At 50.2% G+C, this 6,000-nt stretch carries 7 protein-coding genes; 3 read left to right on the forward strand and 4 right to left on the reverse strand.

The window, feature by feature from the left end:
• Nucleotides 1-119: 119 nt before the first annotated feature.
• Both O4H49_RS13915 and O4H49_RS13920 read right to left on the reverse strand, forming a co-directional pair.
• The gene (locus O4H49_RS13915) at nucleotides 120-326 is read right to left on the reverse strand and encodes a hypothetical protein (RefSeq protein ID WP_269424038.1); all 207 of its coding nucleotides are present in this window, start codon (nucleotides 324-326) and stop codon (nucleotides 120-122) included.
• A 46-nt stretch (nucleotides 327-372) separates the two neighbouring features.
• On the reverse strand, nucleotides 373-504 hold the full coding sequence (locus O4H49_RS13920; protein ID WP_269424039.1) for a hypothetical protein: 132 nt from the start codon (nucleotides 502-504) through the stop codon (nucleotides 373-375).
• A gap of 129 nt (nucleotides 505-633) precedes the next feature.
• Here O4H49_RS13920 and O4H49_RS13925 point away from each other — a divergent pair, with 129 nt between their 5' ends.
• Together O4H49_RS13925 and msrP are read left to right on the forward strand one after the other, a co-directional pair.
• On the forward strand, nucleotides 634-1,836 hold the full coding sequence (locus O4H49_RS13925; protein ID WP_269424040.1) for a pyridoxal phosphate-dependent aminotransferase: 1,203 nt from the start codon (nucleotides 634-636) through the stop codon (nucleotides 1,834-1,836).
• Nucleotides 1,837-1,989: 153 nt separating this feature from the next.
• Nucleotides 1,990-2,991 carry a protein-methionine-sulfoxide reductase catalytic subunit MsrP gene (msrP, locus tag O4H49_RS13930; RefSeq protein WP_269424041.1) on the forward strand — a complete coding sequence of 334 codons (1,002 nt, stop codon included), beginning with the start codon at nucleotides 1,990-1,992 and terminating at the stop codon, nucleotides 2,989-2,991.
• Between the two features lie 28 nt (nucleotides 2,992-3,019).
• On the opposite strand, the gene O4H49_RS13935 is transcribed toward msrP, so the two are convergent.
• Together O4H49_RS13935 and O4H49_RS13940 are read right to left on the reverse strand one after the other, a co-directional pair.
• A complete protein-coding gene (locus O4H49_RS13935) occupies nucleotides 3,020-3,550 on the reverse strand; it encodes a response regulator (protein WP_269424042.1) in 531 nt (176 codons plus the stop codon).
• Between the two features lie 192 nt (nucleotides 3,551-3,742).
• Nucleotides 3,743-4,543, reverse strand: a complete 801-nt coding sequence (locus O4H49_RS13940) for an AraC family transcriptional regulator (RefSeq protein ID WP_269424043.1) — start codon at nucleotides 4,541-4,543, stop codon at nucleotides 3,743-3,745.
• 112 nt (nucleotides 4,544-4,655) lie between these two features.
• Here O4H49_RS13940 and O4H49_RS13945 point away from each other — a divergent pair, with 112 nt between their 5' ends.
• Nucleotides 4,656-5,873, forward strand: a complete 1,218-nt coding sequence (locus O4H49_RS13945) for an MFS transporter (protein ID WP_269424044.1) — start codon at nucleotides 4,656-4,658, stop codon at nucleotides 5,871-5,873.
• The last annotated feature ends 127 nt before the right edge of the window (nucleotides 5,874-6,000 follow it).

The raw sequence follows: 6,000 nt of genomic DNA on the forward strand, positions 1-6,000 counted from the left end.
AAAGGGGGCAGTATCCCCCTTTAGTTTGGTATTGGGGATGTTTTATTCTGGGTTTCTAAGGTGCGGTGGCCACATTGATTTTGCCACAGGTTGAAAAAACCAGTGTGGTGGTAAAGGTGTTATTTCTTTTGAACAACCGTAACGTCCCCGCTTTGGCTGATCGTGACACGTTCGGCAAGGAAGCTTTCCGGAGAAAGGATAGCGGCGAGGGAAACCGAAACGGTTGAGAGGAAGATGATCGACAGCAGGATCACCGTCAGGCCCAGCAAGCCGGTTCTGCGGCTGTTGAAAGAGGGCTTGTTGCGAACGAAGCCTGTTCTGATCATGTCGTTTTCTCCCCTGAGAGCTTTTCACCTGTGCGATTTTCGTACACTAGAGCTCAAGTGTGACCTCCATGTTGTGGGATTGCGGCATTTTGATGTTTTTTGCCGCGTGAACCGTCAGGGAAAGTGCGCTGGAGATAACCTCTCCAGAGTAAAAAAGTCTGTCATAAAGTGAGGCCAAAACAAGATTCCCGGTTGCGATGACTCTGCCGATTATATTACGGTGCCGCTGTGCATAACCCCGTCTTGAAACTCGAAAGCCCCTGCCGGCAACGATCGGCTGCGGGCAAAATAACAGGAGCATACGGTCATGCCGCAAATTGCGGACCGCCTCTCGCGTATCAAACCCTCACCGACAATCGCAGTTTCAACCAAGGCCCGCGAGCTCAAAGCTGCCGGGCGTGACGTAATCGGCCTCGGCGCTGGTGAACCGGATTTTGAAACTCCGGATAATATCAAAGCAGCCGCCATTACAGCCATCAATGGAGGGGATACCCGCTATACCGCCGTTGACGGTACTCCAGAGCTGAAAGCCGCGATTTGCGAAAAATTCAAACGTGACAACGGCCTGGAGTATACGCCGGACCAGATCACAGTTGGTACAGGTGGTAAGCAGATTCTTTATAATGCCTTTATGGCGACATTGAATCCTGGCGATGAAGTGATCATTCCTGCGCCGTTCTGGGTGTCCTATCCTGATATGGTACTTTTGGCGGATGGTGAGCCGGTTGCGGTTCCCTGTATGCAGAGCAACGGCTTTAAATTGCAGGCTGAAGATCTGGAAGAGGCAATCACCGACAAGACCCGCTGGGTGATACTCAACAGTCCTTCAAACCCGACTGGTGCGGCCTATTCCTATGACGAGATGAAGGCCCTGACTGATGTATTGAAAAAATACGAACACGTCATGGTCCTGACCGATGATATGTATGAAAAACTGGTTTATGACGGTTTTGAATATGTGACTCCAGCACAGGTCGAACCATCCCTCTATGACCGTACCCTGACCATGAACGGTGTTTCCAAAGCCTATTGCATGACAGGCTGGCGTATCGGCTATGCGGGTGGTCCGGTGGCTTTGATCAAGGCCATGGCCAAGATCCAGTCCCAGAGCACCTCGAACCCTTGCTCTATCAGCCAGGCGGCTTCTGTTGAAGCCCTGCGTGGGGATCAGGGTTTCATCGCCCGTCACAACGATGTGTTTAAAGCGCGTCGGGACATGGTTGTTGATATGCTCAATGACTGCCCGGGGATCAACTGTTCCAAACCCGAGGGGGCGTTTTATGTTTACCCTTCCTGTGAAGGAGCAATTGGAAAAAGCACCCCTGAAGGAAAACAGATTTCTTCGGATGAGGATTTTGTCACCTATCTGCTGGAAAGCGTTGGTGTGGCAGCCGTCCAGGGGAACGCCTTTGGCCTTTCTCCCTATTTCCGTATTTCCTATGCAACTTCGACGGAAACGTTGAAGGAAGCCTGCGAACGGATCAAGAAAGCCTGTGAAGCCTTGAAATAAGAGGCACCATTCCAGCGAAATTGTGAAAAGGGCGTACCACAGTGGTGCGCCCTTTCTGTATGAGGATAAATTCGGGACCTCGCGCAGTGGTGATTTGTCCGTGAGGGTCCCGGGGACTATCTCTGTTACAGTATATGGCAGAGGAAACAGGCAATGTTTATCAAAATTCGCAAACGCTGGGAGCTGAAGGAGCATCAGGCAACCTCGGAGACTGTTTATATAAACAGGCGCCAGTTCATGCAAAAAGCCGCACTTGGTAGTGCCCTTATTTCTACAGGGTTGATTGCAGGCTGTGAGGAACAGAGCGCCGAAGCGACCACTCCTTCAGGCGAAAAAACGCTAAGTCTTGATCCTTCTGCCCAATATTATCCGGCGGGGCGCAACGAACTCTATAAACTTGATCGCGCTCTGAGCGATGAGAGACTGGCGACGACCTATAACAATTTTTATGAATTTGGTTCGTCAAAAAATATCTATCAGAAGGCTCAGGCTCTGCCGATCCGCCCTTGGGATATTGTGCTGGATGGCATGGTTGAAAAGCCGCTTACTCTGGGGATTGATGATCTTTTGAGTAAGGTTGATCTGGAAGAGCGGTTGTACCGTCATCGCTGTGTCGAAGCCTGGTCGATGGCCGTGCCCTGGACCGGATTTCCTTTGCGCAAGCTTCTGAGCTTGGCACAACCGCTTTCATCAGCGCGTTATGTCCGGATGGAAACCTTTAATTTACCTGATATAGCTGTTGGTCAGAAGGCCAGCTGGTACCCCTGGCCCTATATCGAAGGCCTGACCATTGAAGAAGCCAGCAATGATCTGGCATTTCTGGCCACAGGTATCTATGGCAAACCTATGCCGAAACAGAATGGTGCACCGCTTCGGCTGGTAACGCCTTGGAAATATGGATTTAAATCAACAAAATCGATTGTGCGCTTTACCTTTACAGATGAGCGTCCGGTTTCGTTCTGGGAAGAAATCCAGGGATCTGAATATGGTTTCTGGGCCAATGTTAATCCGGAAGTTCCTCATGCCCGCTGGAGCCAGGCAAGCGAACAGCCTCTCGGCCAAAGTGACCGAGTCCCCACTCTGCTGTTTAATGGTTATGCGGAAGAGGTCGCAGATCTTTACAAGGGGGTGGAAAACGAGCGTCTTTATACGTGAGTGTTTAAACAGAATTCCAGAGAATTTTTTAAGCAGGACCTTCATCGGAAATCATGTTGACGTCACTGTTTGATGACTCGCTTTCAGCTTGTTTTCCCTGGTCGCTTTTCTTCGAGAGCCCGGGAGGTTTTTGAGGCTCGGTTATTTCTGGGGTGCGTGGGCCTTCTTTGAGGATATGCTCGATACGTTTGTAGAGGAGAAGTGGAGAGACAGGCTTGACCAGAAAGTCATTGATTCCTGCACCAACTGCTTCCTCGACATTTTCTCTCTCGGAATGGCCGGTTAACATGAGGATGGGGGCCTTGGCGATCTCAGGATTTTTCGAAGCGCGAATGGCTTTGACCAGATCTATCCCGCTCATGGGTTTCATGGCCCAGTCGATAATGATGATATCCGGAATTTTCAAAGAAAGACGCTGCAGTGCTTCTTTGCCACTCGAGGCTATGTGGATATCCTTGGCACCAAAGGTCGCCAGAATCGTTTTGACGATTTTTTGCATGTATTCATTATCTTCGACCACCAGAAACTGGATTGGTTCAAATTCTAATGTGTTATCCACTATCACCTCTTGGTTGATCCGCTCGAGCTTTGCAACGAGACAGGCAAGACATCTAAATAAGTAATATCCCCTTCTTTAAAAAAAGTAAATTTTCCTTCGCCTTATACGAGGTTTTCTGGCGTGATCTGTAGGTATGGGTTGTGACGGAGCAACAAAGCAGATCTGGAAAGTAGAAAGAGAAGAAAGGAAGGTTTATTGACTGCCAAAATAGGCGGCGGGAGGCTTGCCCAATGAACGCTTGAACATGGCGATGAAGGCGCTGGGGCTGTCATAACCAAGATCAATAGCCACGGTTGTAACCTGTTCACCGAGCGCGAGGCGCTCCATTGAGGCCATCAACCGGCATTGGCTGCGCCATTGACGGAAGGTCATGCCAAGTTCTCTGGAAAACAATCTTGCAAGAGTACGGCTGCTGGCACCGACCTGCACAGAGAGTTCTTCGAGTCCGCGGGGATCGGAAGGATCAGTGATCAGGCATTCGGTAACACGGCGTAATCTTGCGTCCACAGGCATAGGAAGATGGAGGGGCACTGTTCTGGCCGCCCGGATTTGATCCATCAATACCTGCATAAAGCGCCCGTCCGCGCCACCTTCGTCATATTCTACAGGCATGGTCGCGGCGTGGATCAGCATCTGCTTGAGCAAAGCAGAGACAGAAATCACACAGCAGCTACCGGGCATTCGGTGAGCAAAATCATTATCAATATGCACCGCCCGCCATTTCGACCCGTGTGGAGAATATACCTCGTGTACTGTGTCATGAGGGATCCAGACAGCACGTTCGGGCGGGACAACCCAACTGCCTTGATCTGTATAAACGGCAAGAACGCCTTCCGAAGCATAGGCAAGTTGACACCATTCATGACTGTGGGGCAGCACGCGGCGACCAGGGCGCATATTGGCCGCGCGTACCATTACTGGGCGGAGTAATCGATCCGGCATATCACTTGGCTTGGAGGCCAGAGGTTGTCCGGGTTCAGGCTCAATCCTCATAATGTTTTTGTGTTTGTCTGTTTGTCGATACCATGTGGCACAATAGCGCAAGACAGTCGCCTTCACTATGCCTAATGTGGAGAAAACTAAAACTTGGATGGAATTTTTCTTTATGAAACCGCTTGGTCACTATCTCAAGCCTGAAGTCTGGCGTACCCCCGAAGGTTGTCTGATTATTCTCTCGGCGGCCATGCCTTTGGCCTTTGCCACCTGGATGAGCCTTTTGAACAACTTTGTTGTGGAAAAAGCCGACTTTGGCCTGGCTGAGATCGGGGTATTGCAGTCAGTGCGTGAAATTCCGGGCTTGCTGGTGGTGAGTGCGCTTTTGTTCCTCCTTTTTATCAAGGAGCGTACCTTCGGTCTGATGGCCCTGATACTGCTCGGGATAGGCGTTGCGATCACCGGGTTTTTCCCAAGTGCTTTCGGGCTCTATGTTACCACGGTGATCATGTCAGTGGGGTTCCATTATTATGAAACCGTGCAGATGTCCCTGACCCTGCAGTGGGTTGATAAGTCACGCGCACCTCTTTCCATGGGGCGACAGCTCTCGGCGCGTTCGATTGCCTCAATCGTTGCCTATGGGATGATCTGGGTGATTTTCACCTTTTTTGGTCTGGATTATAAATGGGTTTATCTTGCTGGTGGCACGATGACCATTTTGCTGGTGCTGTTTGTCGTGGTTGCCTTTCCGTCCTATCAGGCCAAAGAAGTGCAGCACAAGAAGATGCTGCTCCGTAAACGCTATTGGCTGTTTTATGCGCTGACTTTCATGGGCGGAGCCCGGCGTCAGATTTTTGTCGCCTTTGCCGGTTTCATGATGGTGGTGAAATTTGATTTCTCTGTTGCAGAGATCACCATGCTCTATCTCGTCAACCAGGTGATCAATTTCTGGCTGGCACCCAAGATCGGTAAATTCATTGTCACCTGGGGAGAGCGCCGGGCGCTGATCTGTGAATATGTTGGTCTGATCGTTGTGTTCTCAGGTTATGCGCTGGTGGCGGAAGCCTGGATCGGAGCTGTGCTCTATATCCTTGACCACCTGTTTTTCTCCTTTGCTATGGCGCAAAAAAGTTATCTTCAGAAAATTGCTGATCCCAAGGATATTGCTTCTACATCCGGTGTCAGTTTTTCAATAAATCATATCCCGGCAGTCTTCATTCCAGTCGTATTTGGGTATGCTTTCCCGGATGAAGCGATGTGGATGGTTTTTGCAGCCGGGGCAGGTATGGCAGTGATATCTCTGATTCTGGCGTTGAATGTCCCTCGCCACCCTATGCCTGGTAACGAAGTCATCTTCGGGGCGTCACCACTGCCACAAGCCGCAGAATAGAGAGTATTCAATAAGGGATCACTGTTTTTTGTTAAGGGGCGCTGGACATCTAAAGCCTTTTGCTTTTAATCTGAGACATATCCAGCAGCCTTGAAGAAATTCCAGCATTCGGAAGGATCGTAGAGAT

It is taken from the genome of Kiloniella laminariae (assembly GCF_027214005.1).
GTDB lineage: Bacteria > Pseudomonadota > Alphaproteobacteria > Kiloniellales > Kiloniellaceae > Kiloniella > Kiloniella laminariae_A.

Excerpts from the sequence above, each read along its gene's own strand:
- O4H49_RS13940 (WP_269424043.1), bottom strand. The coding sequence starts at position 4,543 with ATGAGGATTGAGCCTGAACCCGGACAACCTCTGGCCTCCAAGCCAAGT.
- O4H49_RS13915 (WP_269424038.1), bottom strand. The coding sequence starts at position 326 with ATGATCAGAACAGGCTTCGTTCGCAACAAGCCCTCTTTCAACAGCCGC.
- O4H49_RS13945 (WP_269424044.1), top strand. The coding sequence starts at position 4,656 with ATGAAACCGCTTGGTCACTATCTCAAGCCTGAAGTCTGGCGTACCCCC.
- msrP (WP_269424041.1), top strand. The coding sequence starts at position 1,990 with ATGTTTATCAAAATTCGCAAACGCTGGGAGCTGAAGGAGCATCAGGCA.
- O4H49_RS13925 (WP_269424040.1), top strand. The coding sequence starts at position 634 with ATGCCGCAAATTGCGGACCGCCTCTCGCGTATCAAACCCTCACCGACA.